This window comes from Kitasatospora sp. NBC_01250, assembly GCF_036226465.1.
Lineage (GTDB): Bacteria > Actinomycetota > Actinomycetes > Streptomycetales > Streptomycetaceae > Kitasatospora.
In genome coordinates this window covers 8,396,405-8,414,512 of the sequence record NZ_CP108476.1, presented here as the reverse complement: position 1 = coordinate 8,414,512, position 18,108 = coordinate 8,396,405, and the positions used below count along the sequence as shown (strand labels likewise).

The 18,108-nt window shown below is 74.4% G+C and carries 13 protein-coding genes; 6 read left to right on the top strand and 7 right to left on the bottom strand.

Translation table 11 applies throughout. The features are described 5' to 3' along the window. Positions 1–14: 14 nt before the first annotated feature. The 6 genes from OG500_RS35405 to OG500_RS35380 form a co-directional block, all read right to left on the bottom strand. Positions 15–1,016 (bottom strand): diiron oxygenase, encoded by a 1,002-nt coding sequence (locus OG500_RS35405; RefSeq protein ID WP_327070944.1) that lies wholly within the window; start codon positions 1,014–1,016, stop codon positions 15–17. Next, positions 1,013–2,296, bottom strand: coding sequence for a diaminobutyrate--2-oxoglutarate transaminase (ectB, locus tag OG500_RS35400; RefSeq protein WP_327070943.1), 1,284 nt, complete (start codon positions 2,294–2,296; stop codon positions 1,013–1,015). The genes OG500_RS35405 and ectB overlap by 4 nt, the downstream gene beginning before the upstream one ends. Next, complete coding sequence (locus OG500_RS35395; protein WP_327070942.1) at positions 2,293–3,258, bottom strand: 3-methyl-2-oxobutanoate hydroxymethyltransferase; 966 nt, start codon at positions 3,256–3,258, stop codon at positions 2,293–2,295. The genes ectB and OG500_RS35395 overlap by 4 nt, the downstream gene beginning before the upstream one ends. Then, positions 3,248–4,417: a pyridoxal phosphate-dependent aminotransferase gene (locus OG500_RS35390; protein ID WP_327070941.1), complete on the bottom strand. Its 1,170-nt coding sequence runs from the start codon at positions 4,415–4,417 to the stop codon at positions 3,248–3,250. Before OG500_RS35390 ends, OG500_RS35395 begins: the two co-directional genes overlap by 11 nt. Before the next feature lie 77 nt (positions 4,418–4,494). Continuing rightward, entirely contained in the window at positions 4,495–5,868 is a 1,374-nt protein-coding gene (locus tag OG500_RS35385) for an LLM class flavin-dependent oxidoreductase (protein WP_329586392.1), read from the bottom strand. A gap of 164 nt (positions 5,869–6,032) precedes the next feature. Further along, positions 6,033–6,509: a hypothetical protein gene (locus OG500_RS35380; RefSeq protein ID WP_327070939.1), complete on the bottom strand. Its 477-nt coding sequence runs from the start codon at positions 6,507–6,509 to the stop codon at positions 6,033–6,035. Positions 6,510–6,723: 214 nt separating this feature from the next. Between OG500_RS35380 and OG500_RS35375 the strand changes: the two genes are divergently transcribed. From OG500_RS35375 to OG500_RS35360, 4 genes are all read left to right on the top strand, one after another. Further along, positions 6,724–9,408 (top strand): WD40/YVTN/BNR-like repeat-containing protein, encoded by a 2,685-nt coding sequence (locus OG500_RS35375; RefSeq protein WP_327070938.1) that lies wholly within the window; start codon positions 6,724–6,726, stop codon positions 9,406–9,408. A 47-nt stretch (positions 9,409–9,455) separates the two neighbouring features. Beyond that, positions 9,456–10,070 (top strand): RraA family protein, encoded by a 615-nt coding sequence (locus OG500_RS35370; protein ID WP_327070937.1) that lies wholly within the window; start codon positions 9,456–9,458, stop codon positions 10,068–10,070. Positions 10,071–10,139: 69 nt separating this feature from the next. After that, positions 10,140–11,402 carry an ATP-grasp domain-containing protein gene (locus tag OG500_RS35365; RefSeq protein ID WP_327070936.1) on the top strand — a complete coding sequence of 421 codons (1,263 nt, stop codon included), beginning with the start codon at positions 10,140–10,142 and terminating at the stop codon, positions 11,400–11,402. Continuing rightward, complete coding sequence (locus OG500_RS35360; protein WP_327070935.1) at positions 11,402–12,724, top strand: MFS transporter; 1,323 nt, start codon at positions 11,402–11,404, stop codon at positions 12,722–12,724. Before OG500_RS35365 ends, OG500_RS35360 begins: the two co-directional genes overlap by 1 nt. 176 nt (positions 12,725–12,900) lie before the next feature. Here the strand turns inward: OG500_RS35360 and pepN are convergent, their stop codons facing one another. After that, complete coding sequence (gene pepN / locus OG500_RS35355) at positions 12,901–15,390, bottom strand: aminopeptidase N (protein ID WP_327070934.1); 2,490 nt, start codon at positions 15,388–15,390, stop codon at positions 12,901–12,903. Positions 15,391–15,756: 366 nt separating this feature from the next. Between pepN and OG500_RS35350 the strand changes: the two genes are divergently transcribed. Further along, the gene (locus OG500_RS35350) at positions 15,757–16,593 is read left to right on the top strand and encodes a hypothetical protein (protein WP_329586387.1); all 837 of its coding nucleotides are present in this window, start codon (positions 15,757–15,759) and stop codon (positions 16,591–16,593) included. Next, entirely contained in the window at positions 16,590–18,065 is a 1,476-nt protein-coding gene (locus tag OG500_RS35345) for an NADH-ubiquinone oxidoreductase-F iron-sulfur binding region domain-containing protein (protein WP_329586385.1), read from the top strand. Before OG500_RS35350 ends, OG500_RS35345 begins: the two co-directional genes overlap by 4 nt. Positions 18,066–18,108 lie beyond the last annotated feature (43 nt).

Genomic DNA, 18,108 nt, shown 5'->3' with positions numbered 1-18,108 from the left:
GCCCGGCAGCCTCATCACTCGGCCCCGAGGTCGAAGTCGACGAGGTCTTCCAGCTCCATCTCCCGCACGATCCGCCGGATCCCGGAGAAGTCGCGCACCAGCAGGCCGCCGCCCGCCGCGTTGCGGCAGTCCGCGACGATCTCCTCCGCGTCCGCGATCCCGGCGTGCCGCAGGATGCCGGGCCAGACCGCGAAGTCCTGGGCGACGAAGGCGTGCAGGGCCTTGGGCAGGGCCGCCACGAAGGTCCGGCGCTGCTCGGCGTTCAGGTGCGTGTACAGGCCCTTGGCCACCTCGACCATGACGGAGGAGTGGGCCGACTCGTCGCGGGCGTGCAGCCGCGGGACGAGCGCGTGCAGCGGCTGGACCGTCTCGTCGCGCGAGAGCAGCTCCAGGTAGGCGTTGACGCTGATCTCCGAGACGGTCGTCCAGACCAGCTTGAGCAGGTCCCGCTCCCACCGCTCGGAGACGTTCGCCTCCGCCTCCAGCAGCCGGCGGTACGTCACCGTGTGCGGGTAGACGGGCTCGTCGGTCACCTGGCGCAGTTCGCGGGTGCGCTGCATGGCGACCATGTGCATGTAGGTGTGCCACACCTCGTCGACGTGGGTCTGCTGGACCGCGCGCTTGGTGTGCACGCCGTCGGCGCCGGGGAACACGCCGTGCATGATCATCGCGAAGGTGGGGTTCGCGACGTACTCCTCGGCGGCGATGACCCGCTCGTTGTAGACCAGCCAGGCCAGCGTCTGCACCCCTTGGCGGGCCTGCGGGCTGGCGGCCAGGTACTTCGGGTGCTCGGCGAACGGCAGCAGCCGCTCGGGGTAGTCGGGCAGCGCGGCGTCGTACTCGCCCGGGTCGGTGACCTTGTCGAGGTCGGTGCGGATGGTGGCGCGCCGCGGCCAGGAGTCCGCGATCCGGCGCAGCACCGACTCGTCGATGCCGTGCGCGTGCTCGTGCCCGTCCTCGGTGGTGGTGTCGTCGACGGTGTCGAAGGCGTCGATGTCGGTCAGCAGGGTGCTCAACGGTTCTCCTCCTTGCGGGCCACCGCGTCGATGACGTCGGCGAGGAGGGCGACGCCGCGCGCCAGCTCGTCCTCGTCCAGCACGATCGGCGGCATGATCTTGAGTACCTGGCCGCGGGCGCCCGAGGTCTCCACCAGCAGGCCCGCCTCGAACGCGGCCCGCGAGACGCGGTCCGCCAGCTGCGGGTCGGTGAAGGCGAGACCGCGGATCAGGCCACGGCCCCTGGGCGTGCAGCCGAGCTCGGCGAAGCGCAGCGCCAGGCCGTCCAGCAGGCCGTCCAGCGCGCGGACCCGCTCGGCGAGGCGCTGGACGAAGGCCGGGTCGGCCCAGTGGTCCAGGACGGCGGTCGCGGAGACGAAGGCCAGGTTGTTGCCGCGGAACGTGCCGCTGTGCTCGCCGGGGCCGAGCTGGTCGAGCTCCGGCTTGACCAGCACCAGCGCCATCGGCAGCCCGTAGCCGCTGATCGACTTGGACAGGCACACCAGGTCGGGGGTGATCCCGGCCTCCTCGAAGCTGAAGAAGGCGCCGGTCCGGCCGCAGCCGGCCTGGATGTCGTCGACGATCAGCAGGATGCCGCGCTCGCGCGCCACCTCGGCCAGCCGGCGCAGCCACGCCGGGCTCGCCGCGGCCAGCCCGCCCTCGCCCTGCACCGTCTCCACCACGAACGCGGCCGGCTTGCCGATGCCGCTGCCCGGGTCGTCCAGCAGCCGGGTCAGGTAGTCGATCGTGTCCACGTTCTCGCCGGCGAAGCCCTCGTAGGGCATCCGCAGCACGTTGCCCAGCGGCACCCCGGCGGCGTCGCGCTTGAACGCGGTGGCCGAGGCGGCCAGCGCGCCGAGCGAGAGCCCGTGGAAGCCGCCGGTGAAGGCGACGATGTCGGTGCGTCCGGTGACGCGGCGGGCCACCTTGAACGCGGACTCGATCGCGTTGGTGCCGGTCGGACCGGTGAACTGCACCCGGTAGTCGAGGCCGCGCGGGCCGAGCACGACCTCCTGGAAGCGCTCCAGGAACCGGCGCTTGGCACCGGTGTGCAGGTCGAGCCCGTGCACCGGCCCGTCGGCGAGCAGGTAGTCCACCAGCGCCTGGCGTACCGCGGACGGGTTGTGACCGTAGTTCAGCGCGCCCGCGCCGGAGAGGAAGTCCAGGAACTCGCGGCCTTCCTCGTCCCACATCCGGTGCCCGACGGCGCGGGTGAAGACCGCGGGGAAGCGCCGGCAGTAGGTACGGATCTCGGACTCGAGCTCGTCGAAGACCGCCGTACCGGGCAGGGTCGTCGTCATCGGGCACTCCAGGGGCTCATGGTGGAGATCTGCTCGATCTCCTCGGGGGTCAGGGCGGTGCGCGGCGAGAGCGGGAAGCGTCCGTCGAGGGTGAGCCTGATCAGCTCGCCCATCCGGTCCGCGATCAGGTCGGGGGTGTAGGCCACCGGGACCTCGGCGGCGTCGATCACCGCGGTGGGGGGGAAGAACCGGCTGCCGCGCGCCGGGCGGACCACCGCGTCCCAGATGTTGAGGCTCTGGCCACCGAACTCGGCCCGGCCGCTGAACACCGAGTACAGCGGGATGCCGTCGGCGGTGGGAAGGCTGAGCGCCTGGTTGACCGGCTCGCTGACCATCTCGACGATCAGGCCGGCCGCGCCCGCGTCCCGCACCCGGCGGGCCTGGGCGAACATCTGCCGGGCGCCGTCGAGGGTGTCGCCGTGCCGGCTCAGCGCACCGCTCTGCGGCGTGTAGCCGAGGTGTCCGAGTGCGGTGCACCCGCTCACCGCGAGCGCCTGCAGGCAGTCCAGGTCGCGGTCGCCGGCGAGCTCCAGCTTCACCGCGTCGGCGCCCGCCGCACGGAAGCGCTCGCCGGCGGCCAGCGCGAGGGGGACCTCGCCGGTGGCGCCGTCCGGCAGGTCGGCCAGCAGGAACGGCCTGCGGTGCGCGGGGAAGAACGCGTCGAGCGCCTCCCGCACCTCCGCCACCAGGGCGACCAGCGTGCTCATCGCCCACTCCCGCTCCTCGGGGCCGGACAGCACGGTGCTGCTGCGCCCGAGGTGGGTCATGAAGTAGGAGTCGCCGACCATCACGCACTCCAGTGGGCAGTCGGCCAGGTCCGGCGCCGCCAGGGCCCGTGCCAGCCCCTCCACCTCGTAGCCCCGGTAGGCGTTGACCTTGAGGCCGACCCGGGCGGGTGCCTCGTACCGGTGCAGGAACGGAGTGATGCCGGAGCGCTCAAGGACGATCGTGTCAGTGCTCATCGAGGCCCTCCTCGTAGATCTTGTTGATGCGGTCGATCGCCTCGGACACCTGCGGCGGCGGCGCGGCGGTGAAGCACAGGCGGGCCCAGTTGCCGCAGTGGGCCCCGAACACCCGGCCGGGGGCGAGACCGACCCCGTGGTCGGCGCAGGCGCGGACGAAAGCCTCGCCGTCGCCGTAGGCGGACAGGTCGAGGAACGTGTACAGGCCGCCGGTCACCGCGGTGTGCGGCACCTTCAGCGCCGAGTCGGCCAGCCACCAGGCCGCGGCGGCGCGGTCGCGACGCCGGGCCAGTTCCTCGCGCGGCGTGCGCAGCGCCTCGCGGGCGGCGAACTGCGCCGCGGTGGAGACGGAGTAGAGCGTGTGCAGCGACCACTTGGTCAACTGCCCGGTCAGGCCGGACGGCGAGACCAGACAGCCCACCCGGGCCCCCGGCATCGCGTAGGTCTTGCTGCAGCTGTACACCGAGAAGGTGCGCTCGCCCGCCGCGCCGACGGTGGCGAAGTCGGTGAACCCGACCCGGGTGAAGTCGTAGTTCTCGTAGGCGTTGTCGGCGATCAGCCACAGGTCGTGCCGCTCGGCCAGCGCCGCGAGGGCGCCGAGCTGGCGCTCGTCCAGCCGGTAACCGGTCGGGTTGTTGGGGTTGTTGAAGTAGATCGCGCGGGTCCGCGGGGTCACCGCCCGCTCGATCGCCGCGACGAAGTCGAAGTCGGGGTCGGCGCCGAGCTCCAGGAAGACCGGCACCTCGCGCGGCACGCCGCCGGCCGCCCACACCAGCCCGGTGGCGAACAGCCACTGCGGCGACAGCACCAGCACCTCGTCACCCGGGCGCAGGATCGCGTGCAGCACCACGGCGATGGCGTGCGTGGCGCCGTTGGTCACCAGCACCTGTTCCGGCTGCACCGGGGCGCCGCGCCGGGCGGTCAGCGCCTCGGCGAAGGCCGTGCGCAGCTCCGGAACGCCGGCGGGCGGCGCGTGCTGGTGCGGCGCGATCGCGAACTCCTCGCTGCTCCAGACCCGGGGGCGGGCACACGGGTCGAAGACCGTCTTGCCCTGGTGCAGGCCGATCGGAGCCGCGTCCCCGCTGCGGCGCAGCAGTTCCTCCACCTGGACCAGCGGTGAGGGCGGGATCTCGCTGAGGTCGTTGGCGAGTGACGGCATGGTGGAGTGCTCCTCGATTCCTCGGATGGCCGTGGCGGGGACTGTCGTGGCAGGGACGGACGGGCGGGCCGCCCGGGTCACCTGGGGCTGAGCCGGGCGGCGGCGCTCAGCCGGGCGGCGGCACCGTGGGCCGGCCGGTCCAGCCCGAGGTTGTCGCGCAGGGTCGGCCCCTCGTACTCGGTGCGGAACAGGCCGCGGCGCTGGAGCTCGGGCACCACGAGCTCGGCGAAGTCCGTCAGGCCGTCGGGCAGCACGGGCGGCATCACGTTGAAGCCGTCGGCCGCGCCACCGGTGAACCACTCCTCCAGGGCGTCCGCGATCTCCTGCGGGGTGCCGATCACCACCCGGTGGCCGCGGCCTCCGGAGACCGACTGGTAGAGCTGCTTGATGCTCAGCCCCTCGCGGCGCGCCTTGTCGTAGACGAGCTGCTGGCGGCTGGTGCTGCCCTGGGTCGGCGGCAGTTCGGGCAGCGGGCCGTCCACGTCGCTGCCGGAGATGTCCACGTCGCCCAGCAGCTGGGTCAGCAGGCCGTACCCGACGACCGGGTCCACCAGCTCCTGCAGGGCGGCGTACTTGTCCTCCGCCTCCGCCCTGGTGCGGCCGACCACCGGGAGCACCCCGGGCATGACCTTCACCTGGTCGGGGTCGCGGCCGTGGTCGGCGACCTGCTCGCGGATGGCCCGGTAGAAGGCGCGGCCCTCGTCCAGCGTCTGGCTGGCGGTGAAGACCACCTCGGCCCAGCGGGCGGCGAAGTCCTGGCCGTCCACCGAGGCGCCGGCCTGGATGAGCACCGGGTAACCCTGGGGCGGGCGGGCCACGTTGAGCGGGCCACGCACCGCGAAGTGCTCGCCGCGGTGGCCCAGCACGTGGAGCTTCTCCGGGTGGAAGAAGCGCCCGCCGTCCTTGTCGTAGACGAAGGCGTCGTCCTCCCAGCTGTCCCACAGCCCGGTGACCACCTCCATGAACTCCCGGGCCCGGTGGTAGCGGTCGCCGTGGTCGGGCTGGGCGTCGCGGTTGAAGTTGCGGGCCTCGGCGTCGGTCACCGAGGTGACGACGTTCCAGGCGGCCCGGCCCGCGCTCAGGTGGTCGATCGAGGCGAACTTGCGGGCCAGGTGGAAGGGTTCGTTGTAGGTCGTCGAGGCGGTGGCGGCCAGGCCGATCCGCTCGGTCGACACGGCGAGGGCGGAGAGCAGGGCGACCGGGTCGAACTGCAGGAACCGGCCCCAACGGCTCAGCTCCTCGGCGTCGTTGTACGGCGTGCGGATGCCGACGCCGTCGGCCACGAAGAACATGTCGAACTTGGCGCGCTCGGCCGTGCGGACCAGGTCGCGGTAGTGGCCGAAGTCCAGGCCGCCGTCCGCCCGCGCTCCCGGGTGCCGCCAGGAGGCGACGTGGTAGCCCGGGACCAGCAGGAAGGCCCCCAGCTTCATCATCCGACGATTCCCACCCATGACCGTTCGCTCCCATGTCCGTTGACGAGCTGGCTGTTGACGAGCCGCCTGGTGCCGTGTCGGCGACCTGTCCGGCGTGGCCGGTGTTTCCGGCGTTTCTGGCGTGGCCGGTGTTTCTGGCGTGGCCGGTATGGCCGGTATGGCCGGTGTGACCGGTGTGGCTGTCAGACGCTCAGTGCGTCGGCCTGGATCGCGCCCCAGTGGGTGTCGCCGGGGCCCGGGTCGGCGGCCGGCGTGACCGCGCCCCAGTGCGTGTCGTCCACGGGCTGCACCACGACCGGCGCCGTGCTGCCCCAGTGGGTGTCCGCCGGGACCACCACCGGCGGCGTGCTGCCCCAGTGGGTGTCCGCCGGGACCACGACCGGCTGCGTACCGCCCCAGTGGGTGTCGGCCGGGACCATGACCGGCGCCGTGCGGCCCCAGTGGGTGTCCGCCTGGACGACGCTCGGCTGCGTGCTGCCCCAGTGGGTGTCCCCGGGAGCCGGGTCGGCTGCGGCCACCACGCTCGGGCCGGCCGGGTGGGCGTTGCCCGGAGTCCCGTCGGCGCCCAGCTGCGCGGCCGGCAGGACCGCCGCCAGCACCGCCGCCGCCCCCGCGGCCAGGCCGAGCACCGAGCGGGTCAGGATCCGGTTCTTCGTCATCACGTTCTCCCCATGGGCAGGTCTTCGGTCGTCCGCCGGGCTTCCCCGAGCTGAGAACAGTTCAACGCCCGCCCCTTTCGAACCTCCTTTCGCCAGCCCTTCGTGCACCGGCTTCTTCGAGAAGCCGTTCAGAAGAAGTCGAGAAGGATCCCTCGCGAGGCTTACGGGTGCACACCGGTCAGCCGTTTGTCAGGCGTTACGGAGAGGCTTCGAGATGACGAGTTGCGGCATCACCCCGCGCAGCGTCAACATGCAGGGCGTCCACCTGCTGGACACGCTCACGGCCTGGGCCGTCGGGGACGGCGGAATGATCCTCGCCACCGCGGACGGCGGCGCGCACTGGGTCGCCCAGGGGCACACCGAGAAGGACCTGCGGGCGGTCTGCTTCGCGGACCCGGAGCGCGGCTGGATCGCCGGCCGGGACGGCACGGTGCTGCGCACCGTCGACGGCGGCCGCAGCTGGCTCACCGCCGACTCGGGGACCTCCCACAACCTCTACGGCGTCTCCTTCGCCCCGTCCGGCCTGGTCGGCTGGGCGGTCGGCGACAACGGCACGATCATCGGCTCCGTCGACGGCGGCCGCAGCTGGCAGCCGCAGACCGCGCCGGACCGCGTCCATCTGACGCGCTGTCACGCGGTCGACGAGCAGGTGGCCTGGGCCGTCGGCAAGCACGGGCGGATCCTGGTGACCACCGACGGCGGGGCCACCTGGTCCGTCCGGGACGGCGACAGCACGGTGGACCTGCGGGGGGTCTTCGCCGTCTCCGCCGAGGTCGGCTGGGCGGTCGGCCGGACCGGCACCATCCTCGCCACCCGGGACGGCGGCCGCAGCTGGAGCGCCCGGCCCAGCGGGACCGAGCTCGACATCTACGGGCTCTGGGCCTCGCCGGACGGCACCGTCCTGCGGGCCTCCGGCGACAACGGGCTGCTCATCGGCTCCGAGGACGGCGGGGCCGGCTGGGCGGCGCTGTCGAGCGGCACCGGAAAGGACGTCGTCTCGCTGGTCTTCACGCCCGACCTGCGCAGCGGCTGGGCGGTCGGCGACGACGGCCTGATCCTGAACTCGCTGGACGGCGGCCGCAGCTGGCAGCCGCAGCTCGACGGCATGTTCCAGGACCTGCTGGGGATCCACGGCGCCGGCAGCTCCCGGTGGGCCGTCGGGGCCCGCGGCACCCTCGCGGTCAGCCGCGACGCGGGCGCCGGCTGGCAGGCCCGGGAGACGGGCGTGCGCGAGATCCTCTGGGACGTCCGCCTGCTCGACGACGAGCGGCACGGCTGGGCCGTCGGCGCCCGCGGCACCGTCCTCAGCACCGAGGACGGCGGCACCACCTGGACCCCGCAGCAGGCCCCCACCCAACACGACCTGTTCGCCGTACACTTCAGCACCACGGAAGCCGGCCGCCGCGCCTGGGCCGTCGGCGCCCGCGGCACCGTCCTCACCACCGAGGACGACGGCACCACCTGGACCCCGCAGCAGGCCCCCACCCAACACGACCTGTTCGCCGTACACTTCACCGGAGCCGACACCGCCACCGGCAGCGGCCGGCGCGGCTGGGCCGTCGGCGCCCGCGGCACCATCCTCACCACCGAGGACGACGGCACCACCTGGACTTCTCAACCAGCCCCCACCCAGGACGACCTGACGGACATTCACCCCATCGACGGCACCCGGGCCTTCGCCGTCGGGCACGGCGGTACGCTGCTGGCGACCCGGGACGGCGGCGCCGGCTGGTCCCGCTGCGCGAGCGGCACCGAGGCCGCGCTGTGGGCGGTCGCCTTCACCGGGACCGGCGAACGCGGCTGGGCGGTCGGCGACAGCGGCACCATCGTGGCCACCGAGGACGGCGGTCTGCACTGGTCCGCCCAGGAGAGCCCGGTCGGGGTGGACCTCAAGCAGCTGTGGGCCGACCCGGCCGGCGGCGAGGCGTGCGCCGTCGGCGACGGCGGCCTCATCCTCACCACCGAGCAGGACGGGAAGTCCTGGACCGTGCGGGTGGCTCCCACCGGCAAGAACCTCTACGGGCTCCTGATGTCCGAGGACGGCTCCGAGGGCTGGGCCGTCGGCGACGGCGGCACCGTCCTGGTCACCCGGGACGGCGGCCCCTGGCACCGGCGCTCCGGCGAGAGCACGGCGAACCTCTACACGATCGCCGCGCCGGACGCCGACCGGGCCTGGGCGGTCGGCCGCGGCGGCACCATCGTCGCCACCGCCGACGCGGGCGCCTCCTGGTCCGTGCAGCCCAGCGGCACGGAGCGCGACCTCATGTCGGTCGACGTCCTCCCGGACGGGCGCAACGGCTGGGCCGTCGGCGACCAGGCCACCATCCTGGCCACCCGCGACGGCGGCGCCCACTGGCTGGCGCAGCAGATGCCGGCCGCCGGCCCGCCGCTGTGGGCGGTGCGCTTCGCGGATGCGCAGACCGGCTGGGCGGTCGGCGCCGGCGGCACCGTCCTGGCCACCGTGGACGGCGGCCTGACCTGGCTGCCGCAGCACTCCGGCACCGACGACGACCTGCTCGGCCTGCACGTGGTCGACGCGCGGACCTGCTGGGCGGCCGGCGACAACGGCACCGTGCTCAGCACCCGTGACGGCGGCCGCAGTTGGCAGCGCCACGACACCGGCAGCACGCTGAACCTCGCCGCCGTGCACTTCTCCGCCGACGCCCTGGTGGGATGCGCCGTGGGCCGCAGCGACATCGTCGTGACCACCACCGACGGCGGCCGGACCTGGCAGGTCGGCAGCACCGGGACCGGCATGACGCTGTGGGACGTGCGCGTGCTCTCCGCCCGGCAGGTGTGGATCGTGGGCGACGAGGGCGCCGTGCTGTCCCGCCCGGAGGGCTCCACCGCCTGGCCGTGGCACCGCCACAGTCCGCGCAAGACCACTGCCCGCCCCTGACGACCACCTGACCGAGCATCAACTCACCACCGAAGGAAAGCAGAACCATGACCGAGAACCCCGCCGTCCCCACCACCGCGCTCGCCGACTTCCTCGGCCGCGAGCAGATCATGGACATCGGCATCCGTCCGCTGTGGACGCCCGTCCCGCGAGTGGCCGGACCGGCCTTCACCGTGCAGTGCCCGCCCGGCGACAACCTGATGCTGCACGCGGCGATCCACCGCGCCGAGCCCGGCTCCGTCATCGTCGTGGAGTCCGGCGACCTCGACTACGCGCTCGCCGGCGGCAACGTCTGCGCCGTCGCCCAGCGCCGCGGCATCGCCGCCTTCGTCCTCGACGGCCTGATCCGCGACCTCGGCGAGGTGCGCGAGATGGGCTTCCCGGTCTTCGCCCGCGGGATCATCCCGATCCCCGGCGGCAAGAAGGTCGTCACTCCGCTGAACGGCGCGGTGCGCTGCGGCGGTGTGCAGGTGCACGCCGGCGACCTCGTGGTGGCCGACGAGGAGGGCGTCGTGGTGGTCCCGGGCGCGCGCCAGGAGGAGGTGCTGCGCGACGCCCGCGCCAAGCGCGCGAAGGAGGACGCGCAGTCCCTGGACGACTGGGAGGCGGCCCACCGCGCCCGGATCGACAAGAGCCTGGCCGAGCACGGCTTCCAGGGCTAGGGCCGGTCCCAACCCCCACCCCGGGGTCCGGAACCGGCCCTCGCCCCCCACACCGTGAGGAGAACCACTGTGCCCGAGCACGTCCTGGTCATGGGTACCGGGCGGGAGTACCCCGCCCTCGTCCGCGCGGCCAGCCCCGGCGCCGACACCACTGTGCTGTGCCGTGTCGAGTACGTCCACAAGCTGCGCCTGGCGCACGAGAACGCCCGGGTCGTCGCGGTGCGCGAACAGGCCCCGGACGAGGAGTGGATCGCGCTCGCCGCCGCGGTCCACGCGTACCACCCGTTCACCCGGATCGCCACGGTCGGCGAGCGCGACCAGGACCGCTGCGCGGCGGTCGGCGCGGCCCTGGGCCTGCCCACGCACCGGCCGGAGACGGTCGCGATGGTCCACGACAAGAACCTGATGCGCAACCGGCTCGACGAGGCCGGCGTCGACACCACGGCGCACACGCTGGCCACCAGTGAGCAGGACGTGCGGGCCTTCCTGCGCGCCCACGGCGGGCCGGTCGTGGTGAAGCCGGTCGCGGGTGCCGGCAGTGCCGGCGTCGCCCTGGTGCACTCCGAGGAGGAGGTCGCCGCGGCCTGGCAACGGGCCACCGGCGACGACGCCTGGATCGGCTCCACGGAGAGCGGCGTCGTCGTCGAGGAGTTCCTCAGCGGCGAGCAGTACAGCGTCGAGGCGTTCTCCGAGGCGGGCGAGCACCTGGTGGTGTCGATCACCCGCAAGTACTCCGACCCGGTGAGCTTCGTCGAGCTCGGTCACGTCGCACCGGCGCCGCTGACCGAGGTCGCGGCCAAGGAGGTCGAGGGGTACGTCACCCGGGTGCTCGACGCGCTCGGCGTCGAGTTCGGCGCCACCCACACCGAGGTCGTGCTCGGGCCGGACGGCCCGCGGGTGATCGAGACGCACCTGCGGGCCGGCGGCGACGAGATCCCGGAGCTGACCCTCGACGTCACCGGGGTCGACCTGGCCGACTGCGTGGTGCGCCAGACGCTCGGCGAGTCCGTGCTGCCCGGCATCCGCGCCACGCTGGCCGAGCCGCGCGAGCCGATCGCCTCCGCGATCTGGTTCGCGGCGCTCGACGGCGCCGGTGTCCTGGCCGAGGTGTCCGGGTCCGAGGCGGCCGAGGCGGTGGCCGGCGTCAGCGAGGTGCAGTTGCTCGCCCGGCCGGGCGCCGTGATCGCGGGCCTGGCCTCCTCGGAGTCCCGGGTCGCCCAGGTGCGCGCCACGGCGGCCACCGCGGACGCGGCCGTGGCGGCCGCGCAGGAGGGCGTCGGGCGGCTGGAGTTCCTGTTGCAGTCCCACGCACGAAAGAGCGAGACCGTCTGATGGCCGTAAGAAACCGCTTCCTCACCACGCTGGACCGCATCCTCCTCCCCCCGGGCCCCGGACGGCTCATCGCGCTGATCACGGGCGTGATGTCACTGGGCCAGGGCATCTGGGTGGCGCTCAACGCGATCTACGCCATCACGGTGCTGCACCTGTCGACCGATCAGTTCGGCCTGTGCCTGAGCGTGTCCGCGGTCATCGTGCTGCTGTGCAGCACCCCGCTCGGCCACCTCGCGGACCGGGTCGGCCCGCGGACCGTGCAGTTCTGGTCGTTCCTGGCGATGACGCTGCTGACGGCGGGGATGCTGCTGGTCCACGGCTTCTGGCCGTACCTGGTGGTCGCCTCCGGCCAGAACCTGGCCTACCGCGCCGGGCGCAGCGCCCGCAAGGCCATGATCGCGGGGCTCATCCCGCCCAAGGAGCGGATCCAGGTCCTCGCGTACGCGCGCTCCTCGAGCAACCTCGGCGTCTCGGTCGGTGCCTGCCTGGCCGGTCTGACGCTCGCCATCGGGTCGCGCTCCGCCTACCAGGCGGCGATGGCCCTCGCCGCGTGCGCGTTCCTGACCACCGCCCTGCTCACCTTCAAGGAGCACGCCGTCCCGCCGGTCCCGGCCACGGCCGGGCCGGCCCTCGGGGTGCTGCGCGACTGGTCGTTCCTCAGCTTCACCGTGCTGGACGGGCTGTTGAGCGCGCAGGGCGTCCTGCTGGACGTGGTGCTCCCGCTCTGGGTGGTGCAGCACACCAGCGCGCCGCGGTGGATGAGCGCGACGCTCCTGGTGGTCAACACGGCCTTCGTGGTCGTCGCGCAGACCAAGGCGGCCAAGGGCACCGACACGCCCACCCGCGCGGCGGCGGCCAGCTTCCAGGGGGCCGGCGCGGTGTCGGCCGCGTGCCTGCTGTTCGCGGTCACCGGTTCGACCTCGCTGCTGCCCGCCTGCGCCCTGCTGGTGCTCGGCGCGCTCACCCACGCCTTCGGCGAGGTGCGGCAGTCGGCGGGCAGTTGGAGCCTCGCCTACGCGCTGGCCCCGGACCACGCGCAGGGCCAGTACCAGGGCACCCACGCGATGGGCCAGGACCTCGGGCGGATGTTCGCGCCCGCGCTCTTCACCTGGCTGGTGATCGGCCACGGCGGCCCCGGGTGGATCGTGCTCGCGCTCGGGTTCGCCCTGCTCGGCGCGACCATGCCCGCCCTGGTCGCCCGCAACCCCCGCCTGCAGGCGCTGGCCGACGAGACCGCGGCCGACGACGCCGGCACCGCGGCCGACGAGGCCACGGCTGACGGAGCGCCGACCGCCAAGGCCACGGAGCCGGCCACGGCTTGAGACCACGTCGGGCGGGCCCGCAGTCCTCGTCCAGGTATGCCGATGACCTGACCAGTGAACTGGTCAGGTCATCGGCATACCTGGCGACGGCGGATGCGAGGCCGTCGGGCTCCGGTGGGCGCGGGGACGGCTCCCCGCGCCCACCGACGGTCAGGTCGACCCGTCAGGCCGACCCGTCAGGAGCGGTGCGCCGCCGCCCGGCGCAGGTCGTCGAGGCTGTCCGCCAGGAAGCGGCGCAGGTGATGGGCGAGGTCGGTGCGGGCCAGGCACTCCTCGCCCGCGCGGATCGTGGCGGCATCGGCCGCGCCCACCGGGAACAGCGCGAGCCCCATGCCCTTGGCGATCGCACCGCCGCGCTCGCCCGCGCTCGGCACCTGCTCGAAGTACCGCTGCACGTAGGCCTGCTGGGTGGCCGGCGAACCGGAGCGCCAGAAGCCCTCGGCGGTGGCCACCAGTTGGCGGTTGGAGAGCAGGCCGGGGGTGAACAGCCGCTCCCAGGCGCGCTCCTTGGCCGCGTCGTCCGGGAGCGCGGCCAGCGCCCGCGCCGCCCCCTGCTCGCCGGTGTTGGTGGGGTCGGCGGCCAGCTCGGCCGCGATCCGCTCCTCGTCCGCCAGGCCGGCCGCGGCCAGCCGGGCGAGTGCGGTCCACCGCTGGTCGGCGTCGAACGCCACGCCCGGCGGCAGGTCGCGCCCGGCCAGCCAGCCGTTCAGCTCGGCGAGCTGCTCGTCCCCGGTGGCGGTGGCGATCACCGTGCGCAGCGAGGCGGTCCGCAGGCCCCGGCTCGCGTCGGGCCGGGCGAGCAGGAGCCGCGCCGTGTCGCCGATCAGGACCAGCGCGGCGGGCCGCTCGGCCGGGGCGAGGTAGCGGGCGACGACGTGGTCGACGGCGAAGGTCAGCACCCCTTCCACGATGCTGTCGGTGCTCTCGGCCGGCAGGTGGGCGGCGACCAGCCGCAGGTAGTCGTCGGCCGGCAGCTCGGCGCTGCGGGCCCGGTCGCGGGCGTTCTCCCAGAGCACCGCGCGCGCCAACTCGTCCGGCACGGCCGACAACGAGACCGCGACAGTGGCCGCCGAGTGCTCGTCCAGCCGGATCCGCGCCCAGCTGAGGTCGCCGTCGTTGGGCAGCAGCAGGGCCGGTCGGGCGGTGCCCGCCAGCTCGGGCAGCGGGGTGCGGGCACCCGGGCCGACCTCGGCGTCCAGCTGCTGCCGCACCACGAGCGCCTCCCCCTGCCGCTCGTAGACGCCGATCCGCACCCGGTGCGGTCGGCTGCCCTCGTTGACCAGGGTGGCGCCGACGAGCACGCCGTCCTGCGCCTCGACGTCGATCCGCAGCGTGTCCACGCCGGTGGTGCGCAGCCACTGGTCGGCCCAGCCGGGCACGTCCGGCCCGTCGGCGCTGGTCAGCGCGGAGAGGAAGTCGTCGAGCCGCGCGTTGCCCCAGCGGTGCTCGGCGAAGTAGTCGTTGATGCCGGCGAAGAACCGCTCGTCGCCCAGCCAGTGCACCAGCTGGCGCAGCGCCGCGGCGCCCTTGGCGTACGAGATGCCGTCGAAGCTGGCCAGCGCCTCGGCGGCGGAGTCGGCCCCGGCGGCGGCGATCGGGTGGGTGCTGGGGCGCTGGTCGGCGTCGTATCCCCAGCCCTTGCGGCGGCTGGCGAACAGCGTCCAGGCGCCGGTGTACTCGGTGGCCTCGGCCGCGACCCGGTGGCCGAGCATCTCGGCGAACGACTCGTTCAGCCACACGTCGTCCCACCAGGCCAGGGTGACCAGGTTGCCGAACCACATGTGGGCCATCTCGTGGCAGACCACCATGGCGCGCATCATGCGCTGGGCGTCGGTGGGCTCGGAGCGGAACAGCAGCTCGTCCCGCAGCACCACGCAGCCCGGGTTCTCCATCGCGCCCCAGTTGAACTCGGGCACGAACACCTGGTCGTAGCCGCCGAACGGGTAGCGCTCGGTGAAGAGTTCGTGCAGCCGGTCGAACGAGGCCCGGGTGACCTCCAACAGCTCCTCGGCCTCGCGCTCCAGCTCGGCGGCGAGCGAGCGGCGGGCGTACAGGCCCAGCGGGATGCCGTCGTGCTCGGTGCGCACCGCGTGCAGCGGACCGCCGACGACGGTGACCAGGTACGGGGAGATCGGACCGACCGGCGAGATCTCCCAGCGGCCGTCGGTGAGCCGGCCCGCCGCACCGTTGCCGATCACCGTCCAGTCCTCGGGCGCGGTGACGGTGAAGGTGAACGGCGCCTTCAGGTCCGGCTGGTCGAAGCAGGCGAAGACCTTCGGGGCGAGGTCGGGGCCGCACGAGGCGTACACATAGGCCGCCCCGTCGGCCGGGTCGGTGAAGCGGTGCAGGCCCTCGCCCGTGCGCGAGTAGGCCATGTCGGCCTCCACCAGCAGCTCGTTCTCGGCCGCCAGCCCGGGCAGCGGCAGCCGGCCGCCCTCGACGAGGGTGGCCGGGTCCAGCGGGCGGCCGTTCAGCTCGGCGCGCAGCAGCGCCTCGGGCTCGACCTCCACGAAGGACAGCGCGCCGGGCTCCGCGCAGCCGAACCGGATCACGGCGGTGCTGCGGAAGGTCCGATCGCCCCGGGTGAGGTCCAGGTCGACGCGGTAGGAGTGCACATCGAGCAGGCGGGCGCGGGCGGTGGCTTCGGTACGAAGAAGTGTCGGCATTACGGCATGCTTTCGCACGTCACGCACTCCGGACAAGGGCCCTTGGGGCAAGCTGCGCGCCGGTCGGCGGCCATCTCGTCGGCCACCTCGTCGGCCACCTCGTCGGCCAGGCTCCGATCCGCGGCCGGCGGGCCGTCGGAACGTGAGCCCGGTTACGTCGCTCCGGGCGTCTACTACGGTCGCCCGTAGGCCCCGCCGCCCTGCTCGGACTTCGGATGAGCACGTGCGAGGGGCGGCCTGCTACTGCCCGGTGTCGTACTGGGGGATCTTTGTCGGCCCTTCGCGGGCCGCTAAGAATGGGCCGGGTCGAGCCGGGCCGCCCGCCTCACTGCCGGTTGCCCGAAACCCACGGAAGAAGGTGTCCAGATGTCCGGATCGGCCCTGTTCGCAGGTGCCGCGCTCGGCGGCGCGCCGGTCGGTGCGGCCGGCCGCGTGATGGCTTTCCTGGACTACTTCGCCGGGGTCTTCACCCTGCTCTCGCTGACCGCGGTGGTCGTGTGCGGGCTGGCTGCCACCGACCGCCTGGTCCTGACGCCCCGGCTGCGGGTGGCCGTCCAGTCGGTGCACCGGGCAACTGCCGTCGCGGCGCTGGGATTTCTGGCGGTCCACATCGCGGTCAAGGTCGCCGAGCACCACGCCGCCCCGCAGAGCGCGGTGCTGCCGTTCACCGGCAGCACCGCCGTCGCGGTCGCCCTGGGCACCGTCGCGGCCGACCTGCTCGTGCTCGTCGCGGCGACGGGCGCACTGCGCGGGCGGTTCGCCGGCAGCCGGCACGCCTGGCTCTGGCGTGTGCTGCACGCGGGCGCGTACGTCTGCTGGCCGGTCGCGCTGGCCCACGGGCTGACCGCCGGACGCGCGGCGCACGCCTGGGTCCTGTGGGGCTACGGCCTGTGTGCGGCGCTGATCGCCCTCGCCCTGCTGGTGCGCGCCCTCTCCTGGCTGGGGCACCGCCGCACGCTCAGCCGGCACCGGCACCGCTCCAAGGCGCACCGGCCCGGCGCACCGCGCCCGGCCCCGCCGACGGGCCGCTCCGCGCCGCCCAGCGCCGGCGGCCGGCCGGCCGCCTGGAGCGACCCGGCCCCGGCGCGGGCCTTCGGTCCGCTCATCGGCCCGCTCAGGGGCCAGGTGCCCCAGCAGCCGCGGCACGCCGCACCACCCGTCCCCGGACCCCTGGGGCTGGCCCGGCCCGGTGGTGGCCGGTGAGCGCCCGACGCGAACCGCCGCAGGTGCGCGGGCTGGGGACGGCCCGGCTGATCGCCGGGCTGGACCGCTTCCAGCGGCTCGACCTGGCCGCGCACACCCGCGTCCACCCCCCGCTCCCCCGGCCCGCCCGGGACGCCCTGCTGGACCTGGCCGAGCGCATCGATCTGCGCGGGCGCGGCGGCGCGGGCTTCCCCTTCGCCCGCAAGGCCCGCGCCACGGTCGCCGCCGCCGAGCGGACCGGCACGCGGCCGGTCATCGTGGTGAACGGCGCGGAGGGCGAGCCGCCGAGCGCCAAGGACCGGATGCTGCTGGCCCGCACTCCGCACCTCGTCCTGGACGGCGCCTGCCTCGCCGCCGCCGCCTTCGGGGCCGAGGAGATCGTGATCGGCGTCGCCGCCGGCAGCCCCGGCGAGCACTCCGTCCCCGCCGCCCTCGACGAGCGCGACCTGCCGTGCCCGGCCCGGACCGTGTGCCTGCCCGAACGCTTCGTCTCCGGCGAGTCCGGCGCACTGATCCGTGGCATCAACGGGCTTGCGGTGCTGCCCCCCGCGGTGAAGGCCCGCGGAGCCGAGGGCGGGCCGGCCGGCGTTGGCCGACGCCCCACGCTGCTGTCCAACGCCGAGACCTGGGCGCAGCTCGCCGTGGCCGCCCGGCTCGGTCCCGCGGCGTACGCCGCGGTCGGCACCGGCGCAGAGCCGGGCACCGTCCTGCTCACCGTCAACCGTCCCGGGGCGGAGCCGCTGGTGGTGGAGGCCCCCAGCGGCACGAGGCTGGGAGAGGTGCTGGAGGTGTCCGGGCTGCCGCCGGGGGCCGGCGTACTGGTGGGCGGCTACCACGGCGGCTGGCTGGACCCGGCGGCCGCCGTCGGCGCACCGCTCTCCCGCGCGGGTCTCGCCGAGCGCGGCGGCACCCTCGGCGCCGGCGCGATCGTCGCGCTCCCCGCCGCCACCTGCCCGCTCGGCGAGATCACCCGGGTCGCGGCCTGGCTGGCGAGCGAGTCGGCCGGGCAGTGCGGACCGTGCAAGCGCGGCCTGCCCGACGCCGCCGAGGCCCTCGCCGCGCTGGCCGCGGGCACCGGCGGGCCCGCGGTGCTGGAGGACCTGCGGCGTGCCCTCGGCGGCGCACGGGGCGGCGGCGCCTGCTCGCACCCCGACGGCACGGCCCGCTTCGTGCTGAGCGCGCTCGACGTCTTCGCCCGGGACGTCGAGGCCCACGTCGCCGGCCCCGGCTGCGGACGCCCGGTCCTCGGCCTGCTGCCGCTCCCCCGCGACGAAGGCGCCAGCCTGGAAGTCGACTGGTCCCGCTGCGCCGGCCACGGACTGTGCGGCGTGCTGGCCCCCGGCCTCGTCCGGCTCGGCCCGCACGGCTTCCCGGTGTCGACCACCATCCCCGTCGCCCCCTGGCAGGACCACGACGCCCGCCGCGCCGTGAACCAGTGCCCCGCCCTCGCCCTGCACCTGCGCCGCCCTTAGGCCCGTCCGGCGGGGGCCCGGTCGAGGAGTGCCTGAACGGTTC

What these genes read in the sequence shown, in the direction of transcription:
- ectB (WP_327070943.1), bottom strand. Translation starts at nt 2,296, where the DNA reads ATGACGACGACCCTGCCCGGTACGGCGGTCTTCGACGAGCTCGAGTCC.
- OG500_RS35395 (WP_327070942.1), bottom strand. Translation starts at nt 3,258, where the DNA reads ATGAGCACTGACACGATCGTCCTTGAGCGCTCCGGCATCACTCCGTTC.
- OG500_RS35390 (WP_327070941.1), bottom strand. Translation starts at nt 4,417, where the DNA reads ATGCCGTCACTCGCCAACGACCTCAGCGAGATCCCGCCCTCACCGCTG.
- OG500_RS35385 (WP_329586392.1), bottom strand. Translation starts at nt 5,868, where the DNA reads ATGGGTGGGAATCGTCGGATGATGAAGCTGGGGGCCTTCCTGCTGGTC.
- OG500_RS35380 (WP_327070939.1), bottom strand. Translation starts at nt 6,509, where the DNA reads ATGACGAAGAACCGGATCCTGACCCGCTCGGTGCTCGGCCTGGCCGCG.
- OG500_RS35375 (WP_327070938.1), top strand. Translation starts at nt 6,724, where the DNA reads ATGACGAGTTGCGGCATCACCCCGCGCAGCGTCAACATGCAGGGCGTC.
- OG500_RS35370 (WP_327070937.1), top strand. Translation starts at nt 9,456, where the DNA reads ATGACCGAGAACCCCGCCGTCCCCACCACCGCGCTCGCCGACTTCCTC.
- OG500_RS35360 (WP_327070935.1), top strand. Translation starts at nt 11,402, where the DNA reads ATGGCCGTAAGAAACCGCTTCCTCACCACGCTGGACCGCATCCTCCTC.
- pepN (WP_327070934.1), bottom strand. Translation starts at nt 15,390, where the DNA reads ATGCCGACACTTCTTCGTACCGAAGCCACCGCCCGCGCCCGCCTGCTC.
- OG500_RS35350 (WP_329586387.1), top strand. Translation starts at nt 15,757, where the DNA reads ATGTCCGGATCGGCCCTGTTCGCAGGTGCCGCGCTCGGCGGCGCGCCG.